Here is a 24,190-nt window from a genome sequence, read left to right as displayed (position 1 = left end):
TAGGAGAACTTCAAAGCTAGGCGGGCCGAAACCGGTTATCCCTTCTGGTCATCCGCGCGGGTCGCGCTTTCGCCTCGGGCAAAGCGGCGCCGGCGCCGACGGAACTTGGGAGGACATCATGAAACTCGGACTCGGCAGCTATGCCTATCGCTGGTCCATCGGCATCAAGGATCAGCGCCCGGCCCGCCCGCTCAGCGCCTTCGACCTGCTCGACCGCGCCGAGGCGCTGGGGCTGAGCGTGGTGCAATACGCCGACAACATGCCGCTCGACCGGCTCGAGGCGGCGGACCACCACCGCCTCTACGAGATCGCGCAGGAGAAGGGGCTGGCGCTCGAGCTCGGCACCCAGTGCTTCGACGCCGACGAGGTCGACCGCTACATCGAGATCGGCAAGCGGCTGCATTCAAAGATCCTGCGCGTGGCGCTCGACGAGGCCGACGGGCATATCCCGACCGCCGAGCTGGCCGAACAGCTGCGCCCGCGCGTCGATGCCGCCCGCGCCGCCGGCATGAAGATCGCGATCGAGAACCACTTCAACTACCCCAGCCCGCGCATGGTCGAGCTGCTGGACATCGTGAACGACGACCACCTGGGCGTCTGTCTCGACGTGGCGAACTCGATCTGCGCGAACGAATGGCCGGAAGAGACCATCGGCCTGCTCGCGCCCTACACCATCAACCTGCATCTCAAGGATTACGAGATCACGCCCGACACCTACGGCGTCGGCTTCCGCATCCACGGCGTGCCGCTCGGGACCGGGCGCGCGCCGATCCGCTGGACGCTCGACCAGCTCGCCCATTGCCCGAAGGACATGAGCGTCATCCTCGAGCACTGGCTGATGATCGAGGGCGGCACGCTCGACGACGCCATCGCCAAGGAGCAGCCGTGGATCGAACAGACCACTGCCGCCGCCAAGACATTCGTCCAATGAGGGGGGAGGACCACATGACCGACGATATCCGCACCAAGAAGCTCATCAACGCGCCGGAAGACATCATCCCCGAGGCCATCGAGGGGATGCTTCTGGCGCATCCGCACATGCTCAAGGTCGAGGGCGCCACCGGGCGCGCCATCGTCGCGAAGGACGGCCCGCGCGACGGCAAGGTCGGCATCGTGATCGGCGGCGGCTCGGGGCACGAGCCCGCCTTTGCCGGCTATGTCGGGCGCGGTCTGGCGGATGCGGCGGCGGTGGGCAACGTCTTCGCCTCGCCCTCGCCCGAGCACATCATGGATGCCGCGCGCGCCGTCGATGGCGGCGCAGGCGTGATGTTTCTCTACGGCAACTACACCGGCGACGTGATGAATTTCGACATGGCCGCCGAGGAATGCGAGGCGATGGGCGTGCCAGCGCATTCCTTCGCCGTCACCGACGATGTCGCCTCCGCCCCCAAGGGCCGCGAGGGCGAACGGCGCGGCATCGCGGGCGATTTCTTCGTCTTCAAGATCGCAGGCGCCGCCGCCGAGCAGGGACGCGACCTCGCAGGCGTGGTCGCCGCCGCGACGAAGGCCAACGAGAACTGCCGCTCGATGGGCGTGGCGCTGAGCGCCTGCTCGTTGCCGCAGACCGGCAAGCCCAATTTCGAGCTCGGCCATGACGAGATGGAAATCGGCATGGGCATCCACGGCGAGCCGGGGATGCGCCGCGGCAAGCTCGAGACCGCCGACGAGGTGGCCGAGGAGCTGATGGAGGCGATCCTCGCCGACATGGGGCTCGGCCACGGCGACGAGGTCGCGGTGCTGGTCAACGGGCTGGGCGCCACCGGGCCTCTGGAGCTCTACCTGCTGCACCGCCGCGCCGCCAAGATCCTCGACGCACACGGCATCCACATCCACTTCGCATGGGTCGGGGAATACTGCACCTCGCTCGAGATGGCCGGCGCCTCGATCACGCTCCTGAAGCTCGACGACGACCTCAAGGCGCTGCTCGACACCCCCTGCCGCACCCCGGCGCTCACCGTGGCGGGCGATCTGGCCCCCGCAGGCAGCCTGACCCGGCGCGACCACGCCAGCGCCGGGACCGGTGCGACGGTCGATCACGACACGCTGGCCAAGGACGGCCCGATCACGCCCGCGCGCTTCCGCACCATGATGCTGGCGATGGGCGCAGCCATCCACGACAACCGCGACTGGCTCTCCGAGCTCGACGGCGTCATCGGCGACGGCGACCACGGCGTGACGATGGATATCGGCTGGTCGGCGGTGCGCAAGGAGCTGGCCGAGGAGCGCCGCGAGACCGTCACCGAGATCTCCGAGCGCATGGCCAAGGCGTTTCTCGACGCGGTCGGCGCATCCTCCGGGCCGCTCTATGCCTCGGCCTTCCGCAAGGCGGGCGCGATGGTGTCGGACCGGCTCAACCTCGACGCCGCCGCCACCGTGGCGTGGATCGAGGGCATCTGCACCGGCATCCAGTCGCGCGGCGGCGCGCAGGTCGGCGACAAGACGATGATCGACGCCTGGGTGCCGGCGGTGGCCAAGGCCAAGGAGGCGCTGCACGCGGGCGGCGACGTGATCGCCTGCCTCGAGGCGGCAAGCGCGGGCGCCCGCAACGGCCGCGACTACACCGCCGAGATCGAGAGCCGCCGGGGCCGTTCGGCCAAGCTCGGCGCGCGCTCGCTGGGGCACATGGATCCCGGCGCCGCCTCGGCGCATGTGATGCTCGTCGCGATGACCGACGCTGCGCGCGACTGATCTCGGGCCCGGCGCACAGCCTGTGCCGGGCCAGCCTATTCATCGCCGATCCATGGGAGGGGAAGGCATGACACGTCCCGCCGCAGCGGTCTCGAACGTCTCGCTCGAGAGGCGCGCCTGGAACATCCGCCGCAAGGCGCTCCTGATGGGCGAGGTGCAGGGGCAGGGCTATATCGGGCAGGCGCTCGGGGTGGCCGACGTGCTCGCCACCTCGTATTTCCACGCCATGGACTGGCGCGCCGACGATCCGGAATGGGAGGGGCGCGACCGCTTCTACCTCTCGATCGGGCACTACGCCATCGCGCTCTATGCCGCCCTCATGGAGGCCGGCATCCTGCCCGAGGAAGAGCTTGCCACCTACGGCATGGATGACAGCCGGATGCCGATGTCGGGCATGGCCTCCTACACGCCCGGCATGGAGATCACCGGCGGCTCGCTCGGCCACGGGCTCGGCATCGCCGTGGGCGCGGCGCTCGGGCTGAAGCGCAAGCGCTCCGACCGTGTGGTCTACAACCTGATGTCCGACGGCGAGCTTGGCGAGGGCTCGACCTGGGAGGCGGTGATGTCCGCCGTGCAGTGGAAGCTAGACAACCTGATCTGCCTCGTCGACTTCAACAACCAGCAGGCCGATGGCCCGTCGCGTGACGCGCTCGCCCAAGTGCCCGAGGCGCCCAAGTGGGAGGCCTTCGGCTGGCACGCGCAGGAGGTCGACGGCAACGACCTTTCGGCGCTGGTCGCAGCCTTCGACACCGCCCGCGCCCTGCCAGAGCCCAAGCCGCGTGTGATCATCTGCAACACCCGCATGTGCAAGGGCGTCGATTTCCTCGAAGCCCGCGAGCAGAACCATTTCGTCCGGGTCGAGCCCGACGAATGGGCCCGCGCGCTCGACCGACTGGAAGAGGGGAAACCGCAATGACCCACGCCTCGAAAGCGCGCAAGTACGAGCCCCGCAAGGTGCCCGAGGGCAAGCTCGTCGCGACCTCGGCGATGATCGCCTCGCTGGCCGCCGAGGGCTATGACACCGTCCCGGCCCCCTTCGGCCACGCGCTGGTCGAGGCGGCGCAGGGCGACCCGCGCATCGTCGGACTCTCGGCGGACCTGTCGAAATACACCGACCTGCACGTCTTTGCCAACGCCATGCCCGAGCGCTTCTACCAGATGGGCATGGCCGAGCAGCTGCTGTTCTCCGCCGCCGCCGGGCTGGCCCGCGAGGGGTTCATCCCGTTTGCCACCACCTACGCGGTCTTCGCCGCGCGCCGGGCCTATGACTTCATCGCCATGGCAATCGCCGAGGAAAACCTGCCGGTCAAGATCGCCTGCGCCCTGCCCGGCCTCACCACCGGCTACGGCCCGAGCCATCAGGCCACCGAGGATCTGGCGATCTTCCGGGGCCTGCCCGACATGGTGCTGATCGACCCCTGCGATGCCTGCGACGTGGCCGGCATGGTGCCGGCGATGATCGCCCATCCGGGGCCGGTCTACGCCCGCCTGCTGCGCGGCAAGGTGCCGAGCGTGCTGACCCGCCACAAGCCCGACTACCGGTTCGAGCTGGGCCGCGCCCAGATGATCCGCGAGGGGCGCGACGTGCTGGTGATCTCGTCGGGCATCATGACCATGCGCGCCCTCGACGCCGCCGAGGTCCTGGCGAAAGACGGCATCGACGTGGCGGTGCTGCACACGCCCACGATCAAGCCGCTCGACACCGAGACCATCCTCGCCGAGGCCGGACGCGGCGGACGGCTGGTGGTCACCGCCGAGAACCACAGCGTCAACGGCGGGCTGGGCGAAGCGGTGGCGGCGACGCTGCTGCAGGCGGGCGTCACCCCGGGCTTCCGGATGATTGGCCTGCCCGACGCCTTCCTCGAGGCCGGCGCCCTACCGACCCTGCACGACATGTACGGGCTGTCGGTCGAGCGCGTGGCCGAGCGCATCCGCGGCTGGCTCTGAGCCCGGCCGAAGCGGGCTCAGCGGCCGGGGGTGGCGGCTGAGCCCCGGCTCGGCGGGGATCAACCGCCCGAGGGCCACCGCCTCGCGGCGGGCCCGCCCGCCGACGCGACCATCCCGCCATGCCCTCTTGCGCAACCTTCTGAACAGGTCGACGTTGTGTCAGACGGGCAGGCGGAACACGCATGACAGATTTCATCGACCTCATAGAGCGTTACGACGCGCTCATCTCGCTGGCCATGATCGTGGCGCTGTTCGCGCTCTTCATGCTCGAGCTCTACCCGCCGGAAGTGCCCGCCGCCGGGCTCGCGGCGCTGTTCGTGGCGATGGGCTATGTCGGCCCGAACGAGCTGCTGTCGGTGTTTTCCAACCCCGCGCCGCTGACCATCGGCGCGATGTTCGTGCTCTCCGGCGCATTGGTGCGTACCGGGGTGCTCGAGGCGGTCTCGAACATGGTGATCGCGCAGGCGCAGGAGCGCCCGGCGCTGGCTTTGTCGGTGATCCTCGGGGTCACCCTCGTGGCCTCGGGCTTCGTCAACAATACACCGGTGGTGCTGGTGCTGATCCCGGTGGTGATCCGGCTCGCCTCCGCGCTCGGGAAGTCCGCCACACGGCTGCTGATCCCGCTGAGCTATGTCGCGATCCTCGGCGGCACCTGCACGCTGATCGGCACCTCGACCAACCTGCTGGTCGACGGCGTTGCCCGCGGTCAGGGGCTCGAGCCGTTCCGCATCTTCGAGATCACACCTGTGGGCATCCTCGTGGCGCTGGCCGGCGGCGTGACGCTGGCGATCCTCGGGCGTTGGCTGCTGCCCGACCGCGAGGCCAGCAACCCCGACCAGATGCTGGGCGAGACCACCTTCCTGTCGGAAGCGGTGCTGGCCGATGACAGCCACGCCGGCAAGGCGCTGGCCGACGTGGCGCCGTTCAACCGCGGCAGCGTCAGGGTCACCGGCCTGCGCCGCAAGGGCCACGCCCTGCCCGGCCCTCTGGCCGAGCAGGTTCTCGAGACCGGCGACACCATCATCTTCCGCGCCCCCACCTCGGAGCTGCTCACCCTGCACGACGATCCGGCTCTGAAGATCGGCCTGCGCCGCGGCGAGCAGCCTGATGTCGAGATGGTCACCGTCGAGGTCATCGTCTCGCCGCGCAAACCCAGCCTCGGGCGCACCCTGCGCAGCATGTCGCTGGGCCGGCGCTTCGGCGTGCGGGTGCTGGGCGCGCACCGGCACGAGCACATCCCCGGTCCCGATCTCGGCAGCGTGCGGCTGCGCCCGGCGGACAAACTCCTGCTCGAAGGCCCGGCCAACGCCTTCGAAAGCCTCGAGGACGAGGCCCAGCTGGTTTCGGTCAGCCGCCCCACCGGGCGCGCCTTCCGCCGCGGCCGCGCGCCGCTGGTGCTGGCGGCGCTGGCCGGTGTGGTCGGGCTGGCTGCGCTGGGTGTGCTCGACATCGCGACACTGTCGATCCTCGCGGTGGCGGCGATCCTCGTGCTGCGCTGCATCGACGCCGACGAGGCCTGGGGCGCGGTCGACGGGGCGATCCTGGTGCTGATCTTCGCCATGCTGGTGGTCGGGCTCGGGCTGCAGAACACCGGCGCGGTCGACCTGCTGGTCAGCTGGCTGTCGCCCCCCATCGCAGGGCTGCCGCCCTATTTCGCGCTGCTGGCGATCTACCTTCTGGCCTCGCTGCTGACCGAGACCGTCACCAACAACGCCGTCGCCGTGGTCTTCACCCCCATCGCCATCGGGCTGGCGGAAAGCACCGGGCTCGACCCGCGCGCCCTGACCATGGCGGTGATGTTCGGTGCCTCGGCAAGCTTTGCCACGCCCATCGGCTACCAGACCAACACGCTGGTCTACGGCGCGGGCAACTACCGGTTCTCGGATTTTCTCAAGATCGGGCTGGCGATGAACCTCGTGGCTGCGGTCACCGCCTGCGGCGGCATCCTGTGGCTCTACGGCTAAGGCTCAGCGCGCCGCCTCCTGCCGGTCGAAATAGGCGAGGAACCGCGCCGTGCCGTTGACGATGTCGGTCTGGATCTGCCGCTCCGCCTCTGCCCCGTCGCCGGCCTCGAGCGCATCGAGGATCGCGTCATGCACCTCGGCGCCGAAATAGCGCTGGCCGTCGGGTGCAAAGAACACCGTCAGCATCGGGCCCATGGCGACCCAGAGCTGCTCGATATGGCTGATCAGCAGCGCCATCCCCGAAAGCCGGTAGACCCCGGCATGGAACTGCCGGTTCAGGCGCGTTGCCGTCTCGGCCTGTTCGGGCGCATCCGAGGCGACATAGGCGCGCTGGATCTCGCGCAGCGGCTGGAGCTCTTCGGGCGTGCAGCGCGTGGCGGCGACCCGGGCCGCCAGCCCCTCGAGCTCGATCCGCATGGCGCGCACCTCGAGATAGCGGTCGCGGTCCATCTCGGGCACGAACAAAAACCGGCCCGAGCGCAGTTCGAGCCCGCCCTCGCTGGCCAGCCGCATCGCCGCCTCGCGCGCCGGGGTGATCGAGGTGCCGAAATGGTTGGCCAGATCCTGCAGCACGAGCCGCTGCCCCGGCGCGAACTCGCCCTCGATCAGCCCCCGCCGCATCGCCTCGTAGGCCCGCGCCGACAGGCTCCCCGAAGCGATGGGCTTGAGGTTGCCGGTGCGCGACACGCTCGGCTTGGCAGGGTCTGGCATGGCTCTCCTCTCACGCCCGCGGCGGCGCGCCGTCTCGGATCAAGCACCGAGGATGTGACAAAGCCCGTCCTGCGACAAGCCCTCATCCAGCGCCGTGAGCAGCTCCGCGAGGTCGTCCTCGCCGAACGGCAGCGGCGGGCGGATTTTCAGCGCCTGCCCGTGCGAGCCGCAGCTGCCCAGAAGAACGCCGCGCCGCCGCATGTCGTTGAGCAGCCAGCTGATCCCCTGCCCGGCGGTCCCGGGCGCGCCGCGCAGCTCAACCGCTGCGTAGAGCCCGGTGCCGCGCACCTCCGCGACGACCTCGGGATGGCGCTGCGCCAGCGTGGCGAGCCCGTCCTGCAGCGCCCGGCCGACGCTGTCAGCGTTCTCCTGAAGCCCCTCGTCGCGGATCACGTCGAGCACCGCGAGCCCCACCGCCGCCGACACCGGGTTGCCGCCGAAGGTGTTGAAATAGCGGGTCTTGGCGCCGAACTCGGCGAGCAGATCGGGCCGGATCACCATCGCGGCCAACGGGTGCCCCGCCCCCAGCGGCTTGCCCAGCGTCACGATGTCGGGCACCACGCCGTGGCGCTCATAGGCCCACATATGCGAGCCCACCCGCGCCAACCCCGCCTGCACCTCGTCGGCAATGAACAGGCCACCGGCCTCGCGGATCGCGGCGACCGCGCCCGCGACGCAGCCCGGCGGATCAAGATAGACCCCGTCGCTGGCAAACACCGTGTCGAACAAAAGCGCCGCCGGGCGCAGCCCCGCCGCCTGCAGCGAGGCGATGGCCGTGCGGACCTCGGCGGCGAAGCTGGCGCCGCCATCCACGCCCGAAGGCGGGGCCACGGTGCGCACATGCGCGCCGAGCGGGTTGGCCGCGCCCAGCGAGGGCGACAGTTCGGCCAGATCGGCGGTCACCCCGTGATAGGCGTTCGAGGTCACGATGATGCCGGTGCCGCCGGTGACCGCGCGCACCACCCGCAGCGCCAGATCGTTGGCCTCGCTGCCGGTGCAGGTGAACATGACCTGCGACAGCGCGGGATCGAACAGCGCCGTCAGCCGCTCGCCATACTCGACGATCTTGGGATGGATGTAGCGCGTGTGGGTGTTGAGCTCGGCCGCCTGCGCGGCCAGCGCCTCGACCACGCGCGGGTGGCAATGCCCGACCGAGGGCACGTTGTTGTAGGCATCGAGATAGGCCCGCCCCTCGGCATCGTAAAGCCGCACCCCCTGCCCGCGCACCGGATGCAGCGGGGCGTCGTAGAAATGCCGGTAGGCCGGCCCGAGAGTGCGGCTGCGGCGCGCCATCAGCGTGGCGTGGGAGGATTGGTCAGTCATGGCAAAGCGTGTCCAGATGGGATCTGTTGAAGGCGAAGGGCGCCCGGCCCGGCCCGCCCTCGGGCGGCAGCACGTGTTCGGCCAGCGCGCGCCCGGTATCGAAATGGCGCAGCAGGTAGGCGCGGTTGGCGGGGAACAGCGCACTGCGCCAGAGCGGGATGACCATGCGCAGCAGCATCCGCGCCAGCATCGCGTCGGGCAGCGCGGCAAGCTCGTCATCGCCAAGCGCGATGACCTCCTCGTAGCCCGCCACAATGCGGGCCAGCTGCGGCGCGAGCGGGCGGTCCGGCAGGGTGAAATAGGTGGCGGCGATGGCGATGTCGTTGATCCGCGGCGCGATCACCATGTCGCCGAAATCGAAGATGCCGCTAAGCGCCAGCGGGTCGTCGTCGCGCACCAGCATGTTGCTCTGGCTCAGATCGTTGTGGATCAGCTGCGCCGGCAGCGCCGCGAGCGCCGGCAACCGCTGCTCGACATGGTCCATGCCGCCGAGGATGCGGCGGCGCAGGGCGCGGTCCTCGACCATCTCCGCCGCCTCGCGCAGGCGCGGCGCGTTCATCTGGTCCCAGAGCAGCACCCGGTTGGCGGCGGGGCAGTCGAGGTCCCGCAGCGCGCCGTGCAGCTCGGCGATGCCGCGCCCGATCATGCGCTGCTGCGCGGCGCTGCCATCGGGCTGCGGCGGCTGTCCCGGCATCAGGTCGATCAGCACCGCGTGGAACCGCGCCCCCTCCCCGTCCGTGACCACCGTCTCGAGGGCGCCGTCGCGGGTCCTGTAGATCTTCGGCGTCAGCCCGAGGCCCCGCCCCTCGAGATGCACCATCACCTGATGCTGGAACTGGCGGACCCGGTCGCTGTCGTCGGGGCTGAAAATCTTAAGCACCAGCCGTCGGCCGTCCTCCAGCGCCACGCCGGTGTTGCAGTCCCGTTCGCCGCCGAGATCGGTGAGCCTGCCCGAGAGGCCCCACCCCTCCCGCAACACCTCTGCCAGCCGCTCGACACCGAAGTCGGGGCGCGGCGCGAGGAAACCGCCCGCGGCCTCGGAGAGCAACGGATCCTTGAAGGCGGGCCAACCGGGCCGGGAATCGGCGTCGGGAGTGGCCTTGGTAAGGGCGATGGGAGCGCTGGATGTCATGATCTTCACCGGTTTGGGCAGCTCGACTTATATTTTATAAAATAGAAATAGCAAGGGCGCTCCCAACCGCCGAGCGCACGGCGCAGGCGCCGAAGCGCCCGAGGATCAAGCCTGTCTGAGCCGGGGCAGAAATCTGCCAGGGGCGGGGCGGGATCCTGCGACGAAACATCGGCCCCGCCCCCGTCGCAGCTTGCCCGGAACCGGCCGCCTGAACATGGTTCCCACACCTCGCGACAGGGCCTGACGGGCCGGTGTCGCGGATCGAGAGTCTGGGAGGACCACCATGATCAAGACCTTCGGGCTCGGCGCACTGATCGCCGGCAGCCTCGCCCTTTCCGCCCCCGCCGCCTCGGCCGCGGAGTTCATCAACGTGCTCACCGGCGGCACTTCGGGCGTCTACTACCCGCTCGGCGTTGCCATGGCCGACATCTACGCCAAGAACATCCCCGATGCCCGCACGCAGGTGCAGTCGACCAAGGCCTCGGTCGAGAACCTGAACCTGCTGCAGCAGGGCCGTGGCGAGATCGGCTTCGCGCTCGGCGACTCGGTCAAGGACGCCTACGAGGGCAACGAGGAGGTCGGCTTCTCGAAGCCGCTCGACAAGCTCCGCGCCATCGCCGCCATCTATCCCAACTTCATCCAGATCGCCGCCTCCGCCGAGGCCGGCGTGACCACCGCGACCGAGCTTGCCGGCAAGTCGGTCTCGGTCGGGGCCGCCAAGTCCGGCACCGAGGTCAACGCCCGCAAGATCCTCGGCGCGCTCGACATGAGCTACGACGATCTCGGCAAGGTCGAGTACCTGCCCTTCGCGGAATCGGTCGAGCTGATGAAGAACCGCCAGCTCGACGCCACGCTGCAGAGCTCGGGCCTCGGCTCGGCGGCGCTCAAGGACCTGTCCTCGACCCAGGATGTGACCTACGTGTCGATCCCCGCCGAGGTGGCGGAAACGCTCGGCGCGCCCTACGCCGCCGGCGTCATCCCCGCCGGCACCTACCCGGGCCAGGACGCGGACGTGCCCACGCTGGCGATCACCAACGTGCTCGTGACCAGCTCCGACGTCTCGGACGAGCTCGCCTACCAGATGACCAAGCTGCTGTTCGAGAACCTCGACCAGCTCAAGGCGGCGCATGCCGCGGCGGGCGACATCGACCTCGAGAACGCCATCAAGAACGCGCCGATCCCACTGCACCCGGGCGCCGAGCGGTTCTACAAGGAACAGGGCCTGCTCTGAGCAGCCCCAAACGTCGGCCCGGCCTTGGCCGGGCTGACGGCATGACGGGAGGATCACATGACCGGACAACACGCGGCCGAGACCGGCCGGGCCGAGGAACTGGCCGAACTGCATGACCCGCTGGCTTCGAGCTTTCCGCCGAGCCTGACCGGGCGCTTCCTTTTCTGGCTGGCGGTGGTCTTCTCGCTCTACCAGATCGCCATCGCAGCCCATGTCATCGACCTGCCCAGCCAGGTGATGCGCGCGGTGCATGTGGGCTTCCTGCTGGCGCTCGGCTACCCGCTGCTGGCGCTCGGGCGCGGCTTCGGCACGCCGCTACGGGCGCTGTGCTGGTTGTTCGCCGCCGCCGGCGTCGCCGTCGCCGCCTACCAGTGGATCGAGTACACGCCGCTGCTGTTCCGCGCGGGCGACCCCAACCTGCCCGACCTCGTGTTCGGCTGCGTCGCCGTGGTCACGGTCTTCGTCGCCGCGTGGATGCTGATGGGCCCTGCCCTGCCGATCATCTGCGGGCTCTTCCTCGCCTACGCGCTCTTCGGCCAGCACCTGCCGCCGCCCTTCGATCACCGCGGCTACGCCTTCGAGCAGGTGGTCGAGCAGATCGCCTATGGCACCGAGGGCATCTACGGCATCCCGACCTATGTGTCGGCGACCTACATCTTCCTCTTCATCCTGTTCGGCAGCTTCCTCGAGAAGGCCGGGATGATCCGCCTGTTCACCGATGTCTCGCTCGGCCTCGTCGGCCACCGCACCGGCGGCGCCGCCAAGGTCTCGGTGCTGTCCTCGGGGCTGATGGGCACGATCTCGGGCTCGGGCGTCGCCAACGTCGTCACCACCGGCCAGTTCACCATCCCGCTGATGAAGCGCTTCGGCTACCGCCCGGCCTTTGCCGGCGGCGTCGAGGCGACCTCCTCGATGGGCGGGCAGATCATGCCGCCGGTGATGGGCGCGGTGGCCTTCATCATGGCCGAGACCCTCGGCGTGCAATATATCGAAGTGGTCAAGGCGGCGCTGGTGCCCGCCATCCTCTACTTCGCCGGCGCCTTCTGGATGGTCCATCTCGAGGCCGGAAAGCGCGGCCTGCGCGGCCTGTCCGCCGAAGAGATGCCCTCGGCGCGCAAGGCCCTGCGCGAGGGCTGGTACCTGATCCTGCCGCTTGCGGTGCTGGTCTGGCTGCTGTTCTCGGGCTACACCCCGCTGTTTGCCGGGACCATCGGGCTGGCGCTGACCGGGATGCTGATCCTCGGCACCGCCATCGCCATGGGGATGCCCTCGACCGCGGTGCGGGTGATCTTCTGGATCGTGCTCGGGCTCTGCGCCTCGGCCTTCTTCAAGTTCGGCATCCACGCGCTGCTTCTGGTGCTGGGCGTGCTCATCGTCACCTGCGCCGCCTTCCGCGGCGGGCGCGAGACACTGGCGATCTGCCGCGACAGCCTTGCCGACGGCGCCAAGACTGCCCTGCCCGTGGGCATCGCCTGCGCGCTCGTGGGCGTGATCATTGGCGTGATGACCCTCACCGGCGCGGCCAACACCTTTGGCCAGTTCATCGTCTCGGTCGGGCAGGACAGCCTGTTCCTGTCCTTGGTGCTGACGATGATTACCTGTATCATCCTCGGCATGGGCATTCCGACCATCCCCAACTACATCATCACCTCGTCGATCGCCGGGCCCGCGCTGCTCGACCTCGGCGTGCCGCTGATCGTCAGCCACATGTTCGTGTTCTATTTCGGCATCCTCGCGGACCTGACGCCGCCGGTCGCTCTGGCCTGCTTCGCCGCCGCGCCGATCGCAAAGGAAAGCGGCCTGAAGATCAGCTTCGAGGCGATCAAGGTGGCCGCCGCGGGCTTCGTGGTGCCGTTCATGGCGGTCTACACCCCGGCGCTGATGCTGCAGGATGGCGGCGCGCTGGCGGGCGCGGTCGGCTACTGGCCCGCGGTCGCCTACATCGTGCTCAAGGCATTGATCGCGCTCGCCCTTTGGGGCGCCTGCGTGATCGGCTGGCTGGGCCGCCCGCTGGCCATGTGGGAGCGCGTGATCGCCGTCGCCGCCGCCTTCACCCTCGTCGCGGCACTGCCGATCACCGACGAGATCGGCTTCGCGCTCACCGCGGTCTTCGCGGTGCTGATGTGGCGGGGCCGGACGACGGTGTCGGCGTGAGCGGCTGCATTCTGGCGGGGGCGCTGATGCTCGCCCTCGCCGATAGCGGCAGCTTCACCCTGCAATGGACCCACTCGGTCGAGCGTCAGGACTGGCGCGAGACATGGGAGGTCACCCAAGACAACCGCCTGCACCTGACCCAGGCCGCGGTGAAGGGCTCGGGCGCCGGCATGGAGCCCGGCCCCGGCGGGCGCTTCGAGAACGACTGGTGGGTCTGGGCCCCGGATCTGCCGCCGGTGCCCGCACTCGTCCTCGCCGCCTCGGGCAAGACCCCCTCGGCCTGGACCCTGTGCGGCGCCGAGTGCACCCGGCTCGGCGCCAGCGCCGGGCTGCCGGTGCGCCTCTCCCCCTGCCCCGACGCCGGCTGATGCCGCGCCGCGCCTCCCTGCTGCCGCGGCTGCGCTCGGTCTGGCGCCTGCGGCTGGTGCTGGTGACGCTCGGGGCGCTGCTCTGCGGTGCGCTGGCCTGGCAGCTGGTGCTGGCCGAGTTGCGGCAGGGGCTCGAGCAGGGCCTGCTGGTCAGCCACCGCGCCCTGCAGACCGAGATCGACCGCTTCCGCGCCCTGCCCCGCGTGGCCGGCGAGGATGCCCGCATCCGGGCCGCCCTCGCCACGCCGGACGATGCCGCCGCCATCGATGCGGCCAACCGCTACCTGCAGAAGATCGCCAGCCAGACCGGCTCGGGCCAGCTCTACCTGCTGAGCGAGGCCGGCCTCACCCTCGCCTCCTCGAACTGGGCCGCGCCCGGCAGTTTCGTGGGCCACGATTACAGCTTCCGCCCCTATTTCACCGAGGCGCGCGACACCGGCACCGGCGCGGTCTATGCCGTCGGCGTGACCACCGGCGAGCCCGGCTACTTCATCGCCACCCGCATCGACGACCCCGACCGCGACGTGCAGGGCGTCGTCGTCGTCAAGATCGACCTGCGCCCGCTCGAACGGGCCTGGGCCGAGACCGGCCAGCACATCGCCGTCACCGACCGCGACGAGGTGGTGTTCCTGACCTCGGTGGATGGCTGGCGCTACCGCCCGCTCACCGCCCTGCCCGCGCCCACCCTCGCCCGGCTCGCGGACTCGCGGCTCTACGCCCGCACCGACCTGCCCGGCGCCACACCGCTGCTGCCCAAAGGCTCCGAGCTGTCGCTCAACGGCAAGGGCCGCGCCACGACCCTGCGCGGCACGCCGTTCGAAAACGGCTGGCGCCTGCTTGCCGCCACGCCGGTCTGGCCCGCCCGCGCCGCCGGCCTTGCCACCGCCGCGCTGGCACTGCTGGCCGGGTTGCTGGGTCTCGGGCTCGCCGACATGCGGCGGCACCGGCGGCGACTGATCGCGCTGCGGCTGCGCCAGACCGAGGTGATGGAGCGCAAGGTGCGCCAGCGCACCGCCGAGCTGGCGCGCGAGATCGAGGCCCGGCGGCAGGTCGAGGCGGATCTGCGCGCCATGCAGGCGACGCTGGTGCAGTCCGAGAAGATGGCCGCGCTCGGGCGCATGTCCGCCGCCATCGTGCACGAGGTCAGCCAGCCCCTTGCCGCCATGGAGGCGACGCTCACCGCCGCCGAGTTCGGCCTGTCGCGGGCCCCTGAGCAGACCGCCGCGCGGTTGCATTCGGCGCGCGGTCTGATCCGCCGGATGCAACGCATGACCAAGCATCTGAAGAACTTTTCCCGCCGCGAGGTGGCGCCACTCTCGCCGGTCGAGGTGACCGACGTGGCGCGCTCGGCCTTGGCGCTGGCGCAGCCCCGCGCCGACGCGGCGGGGGTCGCGCTGCGCTTTGCGCCCGCGGACAGCGCGCCGCGGGTCGAGGCCGGCCACGCCCGGCTCGAACAGGTTCTGGTCAACCTGCTGCACAACGCCATCGAGGCGGTGGTGCCCGGAGAGGGCGAGGTCACACTCTCGATCCAGTGCACCGCGCAGGAGGTCACCCTGCGGGTCGGCGACAACGGTCCCGGCATCGCGCCCGACGTGCTGCCGCGCATCGCCGAGCCGTTCTTCTCCACCAAGGTCGGCGGCGAGGGGCTCGGCCTCGGGCTTGCGATCTGCTTCGAGGTGGTTCAGCAATTCGGCGGACGGCTCGACATCCGCTCGGCCCCCGGCGCGGGCACCGAGGTGGCGGTGATCCTGCCGCTGCTGGCACGGGACGACACGCAGGAGGCCGCCGAATGAGCCCGCTGATCCACGTCGTGGAAGACGACCGCGACCATCGCGTGGCGCTCTGCGACCTGATCGAGGCCGCCGGCCACCGCGCCGAGGCCTTCCCCGACGGTGCCGCCGCCCTTGCTGCGACCAGCCGCCCCGACCTGATCCTGACCGATCTCAGGATGCCCGGCATCGACGGCCAGCAACTGCTCGAAGCCGCCCGCGACCGCGACCCCGACTGCCCCGTCGTGCTGATCTCGGGGCATGGCGATCTGGCGCAGGCGGTGCAGGCGATGCGCGCCGGTGCCGAGGATTTTCTCGAGAAGCCCTATGACGGGATGCACCTGCTGACGGTGATCGAGCGGGGCCTGCGCAACCGTGCCGCCCGCGCCGAGATCGGCCGCCTGCAGGAGCGCATCACCCGCCGCGACGAGGGCGGTCTGCTGGGCCAGTCTGCCGCGATGGCCACGCTGCGCGCCCGCATCAACGCCATCGGCCCCACCGATCTCGACGTGGTGGTGACCGGCGAGACCGGCACCGGCAAGGAGCTTGTCGCCCGCGCCCTGCACGCCGCCGGCCCGCGTGCCGGTGGCCCCTTCGTGGCGGTCAACTGCGCCGCCCTGCCCGAGAGCCTGTTCGAGATCGAGATCTTCGGCCATGTCGCCGGCGCCTTTCCCGGCGCGCAGGACAAGCCCGGCAAGCTCGAGGCGGCCTCGGGCGGCACATTGATGCTCGACGAGGTCGAGGCCATGCCCGCCGCGATCCAGCCCAAGCTCTTGCGCGCCTTGCAGGAACGCAGCGTCGAACGGCTGGGCGAGAACCGGCTTCGCCCGCTCGACCTGCGGATCATCGCCACTTCGAAGACCGACCTCAGGCCGCTGACGCTCGATGGCAGTTTCCGGGCCGACCTGTTCTACCGTCTCGCCGGCGCAGAGATCGCGGTCGAACCGCTGCGCGTTCTCGGCGACGACATCGCGCTGCTGTTCAGCCATTACGCCGCGCTCGCCGCGGCGCGCTACGGGCGCGAGACGCCCAAGGTCGACTACACGCTGCGCCAGCGGCTGCAGCGCCGGGCCTGGCCGGGCAATGTCCGCGAACTGAAGGCGCTGGCAGAGCGCTTCGCGCTTGGGCTCGACCTGCCCGAGGGGTCCGCCGCCCCCAGCGCCGAGCCCGAGAGCCTTGCCGCGCGGGTGGCTGCCTTTGAGGCGCGCGAGATCCGCCTCGCGCTCGAGCGCTGCCGCGGCAACACCGAACGCGCCGCCAAGGCGCTCGGCATGGCGCGGCGCACACTCAACGACAAGGTCAGCCGCTACGGCATCCGCGTCTGAGCTGCGCCCCCCCCCTGCCCTGCCGGGCCGCAGTGGTTTGGGGTACATTAATATTCTTTATATTGAATGTATAGGTGATCCTTCGGGGCGTCGTGGCAGCGCGCCCGGCGGCGTCACGCGGAGGACTCCGAGACCTCGGCCTCGGCTCCTGAGTGCGTGTCCCCACGGGGACATCCTCTTTTCGGCGCCGTTTCGACAGCCAGCCTGACGACGCCAGGCCGCGCCTACGGTCACATGTCCCCGCGGGGACAGCGGTCCGGGCATGCCTGTTTGAGAGCATTTGGTCCTGCCGGGAGGGTCTGCCGGAGACGTGATTTAGGCTCTTGTCCCCGCGGGGACAGATCGCGCGTGAGGAGGGGTCATCCCATGATGATGCCCGTTGCTCGGCGCTGTCCCCGCGGGGACAGCACCCAGACGACCGCCACGACACCGACCTCAATCCCGGCCCGGCAAAGACAAAGGGCGGCGCCCGGTTCCCCGTGACGCCGCCCTGCAACAGGCTCGCAGTCAGCCCAACCTAGTCGTCGAGCGCCGACATGAACGCCGCGACAGCGGCCTCGAGCCGGTGCCGGTCGATGCTGGAAAAGTCGCGCTCCATCTGCAGCTCGACCTTGCCGTCGCGCGCCGCGCATCGGACTGTCCCCGCGGGGACAGTGCAACGCAGCGTGGTCTTGGCGGCGGCATTGCGCGTCGTGCCGGCGCGGGGCTTCGGCGCTTTTGGAGCCGACTTCAGCAGGTCCTGAAGCACCGCCACCTCGTAGTCGGGCGAGACCTCGCCCTGCCCGTCCATCGCCTCGCGCAGACGCCCTTCGAAGCCGTCCTCCGAAGCCAGCCGCTTGTTCAGGTCGAGCCCAAGATTGCGCGAGATCGCCTGCGGGTGCTGCAGCGCGTCGCCCACCTGTTCGATCAGCGATCCAAAATGCCGGATGTAGCTGCGCTTCTGCCGCCCCGCCGACGCGAACAGCACGTCGATCGCCGAGCCCAGATCCTCCGCCGATGTGCCGGGATCCTCGGCATAACGCAGCGCCAGCACCGCCATCTCGGCGAAGGAGATGTCGCGGCGCACGAGGTTCTCGTCGACCATGCGGCGATAGAGCTGCTCGAGCTCGGCCCCAGTGGCAATCAACCCGGCGGGGATCTTCGCAAACGCCTCATCGCCGGTCTCGGCGTAAAGCTCGCGATAGGCGCGCAGGCGGCGGAAGCCCTGCACCAGCTCGTAGCCGTCGCCGGAGGGTTCGACCTGGATCGGGTTCGAGAGACCAATCGCCCGAATAGAGTCTTTCAGCTCGCCGATATCCGGGTCGGGTCCGGGGCCGCGGTCGCGCGTCAGCTTCTCGATGCGGATGGCGTCGAGCGGGATCAGGTCGGTGATCAGCCCGGCGCGCTTGAGCCGCACGTGTTCATGCGCCAGCCGGTCGTTCTCTTCCCGGATGGCGCGCTCGGCCTCGGCGCGCTGGCGCAGCGCGTCGGCGTTCTCGGAGATCGCCGCCGCCATCGGGCCGCGGCGCCCCTCGGGGCGCGCGGCGGGCTCGGGCGTTTCCTTGCGTTTGGCGCCGGTGTAGACCCCGTCGGCATTGCCGGGAAAGTCGATGTCGAAACCGCGTCGCTTGCTCATGCCTCATCCTCCAGCTGGTCCCACGCGGTCAGCACATGGCCGCGGAATTCCTCGTAGGCGCGATCGAAAGAGGTGCGCGCCCGTCGCCATGTCTCGCGGGTCATCTCGCGATAGTCGATCTCGTAGATCGAGCTCAGGAAGCGACCCGACTGTTCGACCGCGCGGGTCATCTCGATGGCGTTGTCGGTCACTCTGTCCTCCCAGACCTTCTGGAAGGCTGAACGCATCGCGCGGTGCAATTCGTTGCCCGGCTCGTAGCGGGTGAGCAGGAAGCGCACGTCCTGAAAGACCTTGGGCAATTGCAGTGTCCCCGCGGGGACAACCCCCTCGAAGCCGCTGAGATCGGCGAGCGCTTCGGAGAGCTGGCCGATGAAGGAGGTGGTGCTGTCATATTCCCAGTAGCCGGGACCGGAGGGGATATAGAGCATGTCGGCGGCGAAGACGGCGTTCATGCTCTGGTAGCCGATCGCCGGGGGGCAGTCGAAGATGACGAGGTCGTAGGCATCCGGGGGCAGGGCATCGAGATAGCGCGACACCGCGGCGAAGAACGACCATTCGGGATTGAGGTGACGGTACTGCGCCGAGGCGAACTCGACGAAGGCGGCGTTGGCACAGGAGGGGATGACGTCGATGGTGGGCCAGCTGGTGGGCTTGATGAAGTCGGTCACCCGCAGGTCGCGCAGCCCCATGCCGGTGATCGCCTCGGGCAGCTTGCGCTGGGGCAGGGCGGAGCCGCTCTCGGCGCCGTGCATCGCCGCGTTCATGCGATCGGTCTCGCGGATCAGGTCGCGGGCCATGATGCCCCAGACGGTGAACTCCTCGGTGACGTCGCTGAGCCCCATGGAGTGCGACAGCGTCGCCTGCGGGTCGAAGTCGACGCAGAGCACGCGATAGCCATCGAGCGCCGCCGCATGGGCGAAGTGCAGCGCCACGGTCGACTTGCCGGCGCCGCCCTTGAAGTTCGAGATCGCCACGCGGAAGGCGCGCTTGTTTGCCGGGCGCGGCGGCATCAGGCTCTTGCGGTTGACCTTGAGCTTGCGGCGGATCTCGTTGATCTCTTCCAGCGCGTACCAGCGCTGGCGGCCGTCCTCTTCGACGAGGCCCTGGGGCAGGGAGGGGTCGGCGGCGAGGCGGCCCCGCAGGGTCGACTGGTTGACCTGCAGGATCAGCTCGGCCACCTCCCAGCTTGAAAACCGTCTGAGCCGCTTCTCGAGCTCGGGCGAGAAGGTCTGCTGCCGGATCCAGCTCTGCATCTTGAGGGATTGCGCCTGCATCTGCGCGAGGTCGTCATGGGTGAACATGGTCTCTCCTGTCTGGGGTCCCTCTTTTCTGTCCCCGCGGGGACAGCTGCGCCCGGGGACTGTCCCCATGGGGACAAGAGACCGAAAGCGAGGGAACGTAAATCTGCTCTGCTTCGGTATTTACGCTGGTTTGCGGCTTTTGACAAAATCTATTATCGTGGAAATCGGAATAGTGGCGGTTCTGCCAAACCCCAATGAACGCTCACCTGCAGCCGCCGATCGGCCAAGTCCAGCGATTCGCCAAGTGCCTGCGCTCAGGGCAAAAATATTGGGGGACACGGGGATCGCCGAGGCCACATATTGGGGGACATTTTCGCTCCAATAGGGGACACGCTGCCTGTCACCCAATACCAGAATACCGATTTTTTCTATCGAAAAAGGGAGAGGGGACCGACCGCAATTGCGGCGAGCCTTGACAGAATCGGATCTCCGGACGCAAATGGGTGAAGATCAGGAAAGAACGCTGAGTTGGCCGGAAAGACGGCCGACGAATAACAGCGACTTTACCTTCACGGGCCACAACACGAGCCCGGACGAGGCAGGCCCGTAGCACAGGGCGAGACACGAGGGCAGGAGATGCTTGCCAAGAAAACGGTCGGGCGCAACGCTGCGGCCTTCAAGTACGATTTGCTCACCGTGATGGGAGCGTTCGGCCTCGCCCAGGAGAAGGGACGGCAGCGGCTTGTTCTGCGACTGATCACGCTGGTGACCGCGCGCTACAACTGGGCGCGCGACGAGCTGGCGGTGGGCCAGCGCGAGATCGCGCGGCTCTGGCAGGTGGACGAGCGGACGGTCAAGCGCGAGATGGCGAAGCTGCGGGCGATGGGCTGGCTGGTGGTCAAGCGTCAGGGGGCGCGGGGCAGGGTCAGCGAATACGCCCTCGGCATCGAGCGCATCCTTGAGGACAGCCGCGACCGCTGGGCCGATGTGGGGCCGGATCTCGAGCATCGACTGTCGGGCGATGAGACGATGCCCGAGAAGGTGGTGCCGCTGCCGGTGAAGGGCCGGGTCGAGGCGCCGGACCTCAGCGATGGCAGCGAGTGGACGCTGGCCAAGGCGTTGCTGCACGCCGAGGATGCCGGGCTTTACGGGTCGTGGATCGCGGCGCTGGAACGCGGACGCAGGGCAGGGGGGCGGCTGCACCTCCGGGCGCCCTCGCGGTTTCATGCGACCTACGTGGCGACCCATCTCTCAGGGCATCTGCTCAGCGCCTGCCAGTCAGTCGATGCCAGCGTCGACGAGGTGGTGATCGAGACTTGAGCGGGTTGCGACAGCCGGCTGGTCTGGATGCTGCGGCTCGGGCGACGCACGCTTCCGGACCGGGATCGCAGAGCTTCGACTGCTCCCTCCGCCACATTTGCATCCGGTCAGATCGACGTCTCCCGATGTAGGTACTCAGGACAACTATGACGGTTGCTGCCGATCGCGCAGACTGGCTTCATGACCGTGTCCCTTGGAAAAGTCCTCGTTGTCGAAGACGACATGAGCGTGAGCCGCGCGCTGGCACGCGCGGTCCGGTCATTGGGGTTTGATGTCGCGACGTTCGGGACAGGCGAGGAACTGCTCCGGAGCCCGGTCTCCGCGGGTTCGGCCGCACTCCTGCTCGATCTTCACCTGCCCGGATTGAGCGGTGCGGAGCTGATCTCAGTGCTTAGGCAGCATTTCCCGGATTTGCGCATCATCGTGATGACGGGCCGCGATATCGGTGGCGCCCGGGACGCCTGCCTGGCTGCCGGCGCCGAGCTGTATGTCACCAAGCCGATTTCTCGAGCCGATCTCGAGCTGGCCCTCGGGGCCGGGACGGCCGCTCCGGAGCGTATGTAGGTACTTGGTCCATCTATCCACTCGCCATTTACGCGATCAATCTTGAGGAGAGATGTGAGATCAGGAGATCACCCCATTCCAGTTCAAGGGGTCTCTGGCTGTGCGCCGCATCCGACCAACGACCCTGACAGGGAGACATTCATGTCACCGAATTTTCGACTAAGAGCAACGATTGTAGCGGCCGTGACGCTTGCGGTTCCGGGCCTGCCGGCCTTCGCGCAGGACCAGCAGGATCAGGAGGGCGGTGCCCAGAAGCCCAACATCCTGGTGATCTGGGGCGACGATGTCGGTCAGTCCAACATTTCGGCCTATACGCGCGGGATGATGGGCTACGAGACCCCCAACATCGACCGGATCGCGGATGAGGGCATGATGTTCACCGACTACTACGGTGAACAATCCTGCACCGCCGGCCGGTCGTCCTTCATCATGGGTCAGTCGGTGTTCCGGACAGGCCTCTCGAAGGTGGGCCTGCCGGGCGCGCAGGAAGGCATGCAGGAAGAGGATCCGACCATCGCGGGTCTGCTCAAGGCCGAGGGCTACGCCACCGGCCAGTTCGGCAAGAACCACCTCGGTGACCGCGACGAGCACCTGCCGACCAACCACGGCTTCGACGAGTTCTTCGGCAACCTCTACCACCTCAACGCCGAGGAAGAGCCCGAGAACGAGGATTACCCGGGCGACATGATGGTCGGCGACGGCCAGACCTTCCGCGAAGCCTATGGGCCCCGCGGCGTGATCCACTCCTACGCCGATGGCGAGATCGAGGATACCGGCCCGCTGACGCAACAGCGCATGGAAACCGTCGATGACGAGACCAGCGCCGCCGCGATCGACTTCATCGAACGCGCCAACGAGCAGGGCACGCCCTGGTTCGTGTGGTGGAGCGGCACGCGCATGCACTTCCGCACCCATGTCAGCGACGAGAACCGCGAACTGGCCAACGAAGCCGCCGGCAAGCAGGTCGACGAATACACCGCCGGCATGATCGAGCACGATGCCGATATCGGCGTCTTCCTCGACAAGATCGACGAGCTGGGCATCGCCGACAACACCATCGTGTTCTACTCGACCGACAACGGCCCGCACATGAACACCTGGCCGGATGCCGCCATGACGCCGTTCTGGGGTGAGAAGAACACCAACTGGGAAGGCGCGTGGCGCGTGCCCGCAATGGTCCGCTGGCCGGGCCAGATCCCCGAGGACACTGTCAGCAACGAGATCGTCCACCACATGGACTGGCTGCCGACCTTCCTCGCCGCTGCCGGCAACGAAACCGTCAAGGAAGACCTGCTCGAAGGCATCACCGTGGCCGAAGTCGGCGAAGGCCGCGACTACCGGGTCCATCTCGATGGCTACAACATCCTCCCGATGCTGACCGGCGAAACCGAGGAGAGCCCGCGCAACGAGATCTTCTATTTCTCCGATGACGGCGACCTGATGGCGCTGCGCTATGCAGACTGGAAGATCACCTTCCTCGAGCAGAAGGCCTGGGCAACGTTCCGCGCCTGGATCGAGCCGCTGACCGAGCTGCGCACGCCGCTGATCTTCAACCTGCGCCGCGATCCCTACGAGCGTGCCTACCGGACGTCGAACACCTTCTACGACTGGATGCTCGACCACGCCTACATGTACGTGCCGGCTCAGCAATACGTGGCCAACTTCCTCGAGAGCTTCGAGGAGTACCCGCCGCGTCAGGAAGCCGCGTCCTTCAGCCTCGAGAAGGTGATGGAGACGCTCTCGGAACCGGCCGGCGCGCCGTGATCGCCAGAGCGTGACGACAAAGGCGGCCAGCCCGGCGTGACATGCGCCGGGCCGGCCCGACATCGACCACCTGGATTGTCTTCGAAAGGTCTTTTGCCATGCGTTTGCTTGCCGCCTCCAGCTGTCTGGCGCTGATCGCCGCCACTGCCCATGCCGATCCGCTGCCGTCGTGGAACGACACCGACACGAAGGCCAGCATCATCGAGTTCGTCGAGACCGTGACCGACCCGGACTCAGACAGTTTCGTGCCGGTGCAGGACCGCATCGCGACCTTCGACAACGATGGCTGCCTCTGGAGCGAGCAGCCGGCCTATTTCCAGGCGCTCTACGCCATCGACGTGCTGAAGGAAAAGGCCGCCGAGGATCCCTCGATCCTGAGTTCGGACATCCTCACCGCCGCCGCCGAGGGCGACATGGACACCGTCATGGCCGGCGGGGTCGAGGGGCTTCTCGAGGTCATCAACGTCTCGCATGCGAACACGACCGTCGACGCCTTCCAGGCCGATGCCTATGACTGGCTGACCACCGCGACCCATCCCGCGACCGGGCTGCCCTATGCCGAGATGGTCTACCAGCCGATGCTCGAGTTGCTGGGCTACCTGCGCGACGAGGGCTTCACCACCTACATCGTCTCGGGCGGCGGCATCGACTTCATCCGCGCCTATGCCGACGAGGCCTATGGCATCCCGCCGTGGCAGGTGGTCGGCACCGAGGGCAACACCAGCTACGAGGTGGTCGACGGCGTGCCGCAGCTTAGCAAGGAAGGCGGCATCAGCTTCGTCGACGACAAGGAGGGCAAGCCGGTGGGCATCATCCGCCATATCGGCCAGCGCCCGATCTTCTCCGCCGGCAATTCCGACGGCGATTTCGCCATGCTTGAATACACCACGAGCGGCGAGGGTGCGCGCTTCGGGATGCTGGTGCATCACACCGATGCCGAGCGCGAGTTCGCCTATGACCGCGACAGCCATGTGGGCCAGCTGAACCGCGGGCTCGACGAGGGGCCGGAGCGCGGCTGGACCATCGTCGACATGGCCCAGGATTGGGGTAAGGTGTTCCCGTCGGACTGACGCT

At 68.6% G+C, this 24,190-nt stretch carries 19 protein-coding genes; 14 read left to right on the top strand and 5 right to left on the bottom strand.

Annotated features, from left to right (window positions below; genetic code table 11):
- The first annotated feature begins 118 nt into the window (after positions 1–118).
- The 5 genes from R2601_RS24250 (at position 119) to R2601_RS24230 (ending at position 6,599) form a co-directional block, all read left to right on the top strand.
- Positions 119–931, top strand: coding sequence for a sugar phosphate isomerase/epimerase family protein (locus tag R2601_RS24250; protein ID WP_007803673.1), 813 nt, complete (start codon positions 119–121; stop codon positions 929–931).
- 14 nt (positions 932–945) lie between these two features.
- Entirely contained in the window at positions 946–2,688 is a 1,743-nt protein-coding gene (dhaL, locus tag R2601_RS24245; protein WP_007803672.1) for a dihydroxyacetone kinase subunit DhaL, read from the top strand.
- A gap of 67 nt (positions 2,689–2,755) precedes the next feature.
- Complete coding sequence (locus R2601_RS24240; RefSeq protein WP_007803671.1) at positions 2,756–3,604, top strand: transketolase; 849 nt, start codon at positions 2,756–2,758, stop codon at positions 3,602–3,604.
- Positions 3,601–4,635 carry a transketolase family protein gene (locus R2601_RS24235; RefSeq protein ID WP_007803670.1) on the top strand — a complete coding sequence of 345 codons (1,035 nt, stop codon included), beginning with the start codon at positions 3,601–3,603 and terminating at the stop codon, positions 4,633–4,635. Before R2601_RS24240 ends, R2601_RS24235 begins: the two co-directional genes overlap by 4 nt.
- Positions 4,636–4,817: 182 nt before the next feature.
- Positions 4,818–6,599 carry an SLC13 family permease gene (locus R2601_RS24230; protein ID WP_007803668.1) on the top strand — a complete coding sequence of 594 codons (1,782 nt, stop codon included), beginning with the start codon at positions 4,818–4,820 and terminating at the stop codon, positions 6,597–6,599.
- 3 nt (positions 6,600–6,602) lie between these two features.
- Here R2601_RS24230 and R2601_RS24225 read toward each other — a convergent pair whose 3' ends face one another.
- Genes R2601_RS24225 through R2601_RS24215 form a run of 3 tightly spaced genes read right to left on the bottom strand, consistent with a single transcriptional unit; the run spans position 6,603 to position 9,765 of the window.
- Positions 6,603–7,310, bottom strand: coding sequence for a GntR family transcriptional regulator (locus R2601_RS24225; RefSeq protein ID WP_007803666.1), 708 nt, complete (start codon positions 7,308–7,310; stop codon positions 6,603–6,605).
- 39 nt (positions 7,311–7,349) lie between these two features.
- The gene (locus R2601_RS24220; RefSeq protein WP_007803664.1) at positions 7,350–8,633 is read right to left on the bottom strand and encodes an aspartate aminotransferase family protein; all 1,284 of its coding nucleotides are present in this window, start codon (positions 8,631–8,633) and stop codon (positions 7,350–7,352) included.
- Positions 8,626–9,765, bottom strand: coding sequence for a phosphotransferase (locus R2601_RS24215; protein WP_083794028.1), 1,140 nt, complete (start codon positions 9,763–9,765; stop codon positions 8,626–8,628). The genes R2601_RS24220 and R2601_RS24215 overlap by 8 nt, the downstream gene beginning before the upstream one ends.
- A 283-nt stretch (positions 9,766–10,048) precedes the next feature.
- Between R2601_RS24215 and R2601_RS24210 the strand changes: the two genes are divergently transcribed.
- From R2601_RS24210 to R2601_RS24190, 5 genes are read left to right on the top strand one after another with little or no spacing between them, the layout of a single operon-like run.
- Entirely contained in the window at positions 10,049–10,996 is a 948-nt protein-coding gene (locus R2601_RS24210) for a TAXI family TRAP transporter solute-binding subunit (RefSeq protein WP_007803660.1), read from the top strand.
- Positions 10,997–11,053: 57 nt separating this feature from the next.
- Positions 11,054–13,150 carry a TRAP transporter permease gene (locus R2601_RS24205; protein ID WP_007803658.1) on the top strand — a complete coding sequence of 699 codons (2,097 nt, stop codon included), beginning with the start codon at positions 11,054–11,056 and terminating at the stop codon, positions 13,148–13,150.
- Positions 13,147–13,518 carry a DUF1850 domain-containing protein gene (locus R2601_RS24200; RefSeq protein ID WP_040546080.1) on the top strand — a complete coding sequence of 124 codons (372 nt, stop codon included), beginning with the start codon at positions 13,147–13,149 and terminating at the stop codon, positions 13,516–13,518. The genes R2601_RS24205 and R2601_RS24200 overlap by 4 nt, the downstream gene beginning before the upstream one ends.
- Positions 13,518–15,311: a sensor histidine kinase gene (locus R2601_RS24195; RefSeq protein ID WP_007803654.1), complete on the top strand. Its 1,794-nt coding sequence runs from the start codon at positions 13,518–13,520 to the stop codon at positions 15,309–15,311. Before R2601_RS24200 ends, R2601_RS24195 begins: the two co-directional genes overlap by 1 nt.
- Entirely contained in the window at positions 15,308–16,612 is a 1,305-nt protein-coding gene (locus R2601_RS24190; protein ID WP_007803653.1) for a sigma-54-dependent transcriptional regulator, read from the top strand. Before R2601_RS24195 ends, R2601_RS24190 begins: the two co-directional genes overlap by 4 nt.
- A gap of 517 nt (positions 16,613–17,129) precedes the next feature.
- Here the strand turns inward: R2601_RS24190 and R2601_RS24185 are convergent.
- Both R2601_RS24185 and R2601_RS24180 read right to left on the bottom strand, forming a co-directional pair.
- The gene (locus R2601_RS24185) at positions 17,130–18,227 is read right to left on the bottom strand and encodes a ParB/RepB/Spo0J family partition protein (RefSeq protein ID WP_007803651.1); all 1,098 of its coding nucleotides are present in this window, start codon (positions 18,225–18,227) and stop codon (positions 17,130–17,132) included.
- The gene (locus R2601_RS24180; RefSeq protein ID WP_007803648.1) at positions 18,224–19,528 is read right to left on the bottom strand and encodes an AAA family ATPase; all 1,305 of its coding nucleotides are present in this window, start codon (positions 19,526–19,528) and stop codon (positions 18,224–18,226) included. The genes R2601_RS24185 and R2601_RS24180 overlap by 4 nt, the downstream gene beginning before the upstream one ends.
- 576 nt (positions 19,529–20,104) lie before the next feature.
- Here R2601_RS24180 and R2601_RS24175 point away from each other — a divergent pair.
- The 4 genes from R2601_RS24175 (at position 20,105) to R2601_RS24160 (ending at position 24,186) form a co-directional block, all read left to right on the top strand.
- Entirely contained in the window at positions 20,105–20,788 is a 684-nt protein-coding gene (locus R2601_RS24175; RefSeq protein ID WP_007803647.1) for a helix-turn-helix domain-containing protein, read from the top strand.
- A 153-nt stretch (positions 20,789–20,941) separates the two neighbouring features.
- Positions 20,942–21,352, top strand: coding sequence for a response regulator (locus R2601_RS24170; RefSeq protein WP_007803645.1), 411 nt, complete (start codon positions 20,942–20,944; stop codon positions 21,350–21,352).
- 141 nt (positions 21,353–21,493) lie between these two features.
- Positions 21,494–23,116, top strand: a complete 1,623-nt coding sequence (locus R2601_RS24165) for an arylsulfatase (protein ID WP_040546055.1) — start codon at positions 21,494–21,496, stop codon at positions 23,114–23,116.
- Between the two features lie 98 nt (positions 23,117–23,214).
- Positions 23,215–24,186 (top strand): HAD family hydrolase, encoded by a 972-nt coding sequence (locus R2601_RS24160; RefSeq protein ID WP_007803643.1) that lies wholly within the window; start codon positions 23,215–23,217, stop codon positions 24,184–24,186.
- Positions 24,187–24,190: the final 4 nt, after the last annotated feature.

Origin of the sequence: Salipiger bermudensis HTCC2601, from assembly GCF_000153725.1 — a bacterium.
GTDB classification, from domain to species: domain Bacteria; phylum Pseudomonadota; class Alphaproteobacteria; order Rhodobacterales; family Rhodobacteraceae; genus Salipiger; species Salipiger bermudensis.
The sequence above is the reverse complement of the archived record's forward strand: the minus strand, read 5'-3'. Positions and strand labels throughout refer to the sequence as shown.

Bases quoted from the DNA above. Each gene is read 5' to 3' on its own strand.
- R2601_RS24250 (WP_007803673.1), top strand. From the start codon at position 119: ATGAAACTCGGACTCGGCAGCTATGCCTATCGCTGGTCCATCGGCATC.
- dhaL (WP_007803672.1), top strand. From the start codon at position 946: ATGACCGACGATATCCGCACCAAGAAGCTCATCAACGCGCCGGAAGAC.
- R2601_RS24240 (WP_007803671.1), top strand. From the start codon at position 2,756: ATGACACGTCCCGCCGCAGCGGTCTCGAACGTCTCGCTCGAGAGGCGC.
- R2601_RS24235 (WP_007803670.1), top strand. From the start codon at position 3,601: ATGACCCACGCCTCGAAAGCGCGCAAGTACGAGCCCCGCAAGGTGCCC.
- R2601_RS24230 (WP_007803668.1), top strand. From the start codon at position 4,818: ATGACAGATTTCATCGACCTCATAGAGCGTTACGACGCGCTCATCTCG.
- R2601_RS24225 (WP_007803666.1), bottom strand. From the start codon at position 7,310: ATGCCAGACCCTGCCAAGCCGAGCGTGTCGCGCACCGGCAACCTCAAG.
- R2601_RS24220 (WP_007803664.1), bottom strand. From the start codon at position 8,633: ATGACTGACCAATCCTCCCACGCCACGCTGATGGCGCGCCGCAGCCGC.
- R2601_RS24215 (WP_083794028.1), bottom strand. From the start codon at position 9,765: ATGACATCCAGCGCTCCCATCGCCCTTACCAAGGCCACTCCCGACGCC.
- R2601_RS24210 (WP_007803660.1), top strand. From the start codon at position 10,049: ATGATCAAGACCTTCGGGCTCGGCGCACTGATCGCCGGCAGCCTCGCC.
- R2601_RS24205 (WP_007803658.1), top strand. From the start codon at position 11,054: ATGACCGGACAACACGCGGCCGAGACCGGCCGGGCCGAGGAACTGGCC.
- R2601_RS24195 (WP_007803654.1), top strand. From the start codon at position 13,518: ATGCCGCGCCGCGCCTCCCTGCTGCCGCGGCTGCGCTCGGTCTGGCGC.
- R2601_RS24190 (WP_007803653.1), top strand. From the start codon at position 15,308: ATGAGCCCGCTGATCCACGTCGTGGAAGACGACCGCGACCATCGCGTG.
- R2601_RS24185 (WP_007803651.1), bottom strand. From the start codon at position 18,227: ATGAGCAAGCGACGCGGTTTCGACATCGACTTTCCCGGCAATGCCGAC.
- R2601_RS24180 (WP_007803648.1), bottom strand. From the start codon at position 19,528: ATGTTCACCCATGACGACCTCGCGCAGATGCAGGCGCAATCCCTCAAG.
- R2601_RS24175 (WP_007803647.1), top strand. From the start codon at position 20,105: ATGCTTGCCAAGAAAACGGTCGGGCGCAACGCTGCGGCCTTCAAGTAC.
- R2601_RS24165 (WP_040546055.1), top strand. From the start codon at position 21,494: ATGTCACCGAATTTTCGACTAAGAGCAACGATTGTAGCGGCCGTGACG.
- R2601_RS24160 (WP_007803643.1), top strand. From the start codon at position 23,215: ATGCGTTTGCTTGCCGCCTCCAGCTGTCTGGCGCTGATCGCCGCCACT.